Annotated in this window: 1 protein-coding gene; it reads left to right on the plus strand. The window is 72.1% G+C overall.

Going from position 1 to position 953, the window contains the following annotated elements; all coding sequences use genetic code 11:
- Positions 1-953 (plus strand): hypothetical protein (locus QME84_12705; GenBank protein MDI6875123.1); only part of this gene is annotated, 953 nt, incomplete at both ends.

The raw sequence follows: 953 nt of genomic DNA on the forward strand, positions 1-953 counted from the left end.
CTGGACCCGGGGGTGGTGGCGGGGGCGGCCAACGCCAACTCCGAGCTCACCGCGGCCCTGCTCTCCTTCCTGGACCCCGCGGTCATCGCCTCCGCGGTGAACGCCAACGGGGCCTGGCTCTCGAGCCTGCTCGCCCTCCTAGACCCCGCCCCCACCGCGCAGGCCATAAACCAAAACCCCGCCTTCCTCTCGGGCCTCATACGCAACCTCTCGCCCGCCTCGCTGGCCCGGGCCGTGAACGCCAACTCCGCCTTCCTCACCTCCCTGGTGCAGAACCTTCCCGCCTCCCTGGGGCGGGCGGCCGCCGAGGGGCTCAACCTCTCCGGCGCCTTCATCGACCGCATGGTGGGCACCTCCGACCCCGCTTTTTTGGCCGGGGTGCTCGAGGGGGCGGGGCCCTTCATCTCCGCCCTGGTGAAAAGCCTCGACCCCGCCCTGGCCCAGGCGGCGGCCCAGGGGATAAACGCGAACCCCGCCCTGGTGGAGGCCGCCCTCTCCGCCCTCAACCCGGACTCCGTCCTCCACATCATGGGGGAGACCACCGGCTTCACCGAGGAGCTCTCCGCCCGCCTCTCGCCCACCGCGGCGGCGGGCATAGCCATGGGCATAAACGCCAACGCCGCCTTCCTCTCCGCCCTCGTCGGGACCCTGGACGCCCACGGGCTCGCCACCCTGCTCACCGTGAACACCGGGGCCGCCCGCGGGCTCTCCGCCCACCTCGACGCGGGCTTCGGCCGCGGGGTGGGAAGGGCCCTCAACGGGGGAGGCACATTTTTGCGCCGCCTCATCTCCTACCTCGACCCCGCGGTGATCGGGGACGCCCTGGACGTAAACCCCGCCCTCACCCGCGACCTGGTGGGAAAGCTCGACGGCGAGCTGGGGCGCGCGGCGGCGGAGGCCATCAACGCAAACCCCGACTTTCTGGTGGGGGTGCTCTCCCGCTTGGACTCCGT

Source organism: Actinomycetota bacterium (assembly GCA_030019255.1).
Classification (GTDB): domain Bacteria; phylum Actinomycetota; class Geothermincolia; order Geothermincolales; family RBG-13-55-18; genus Solincola_A.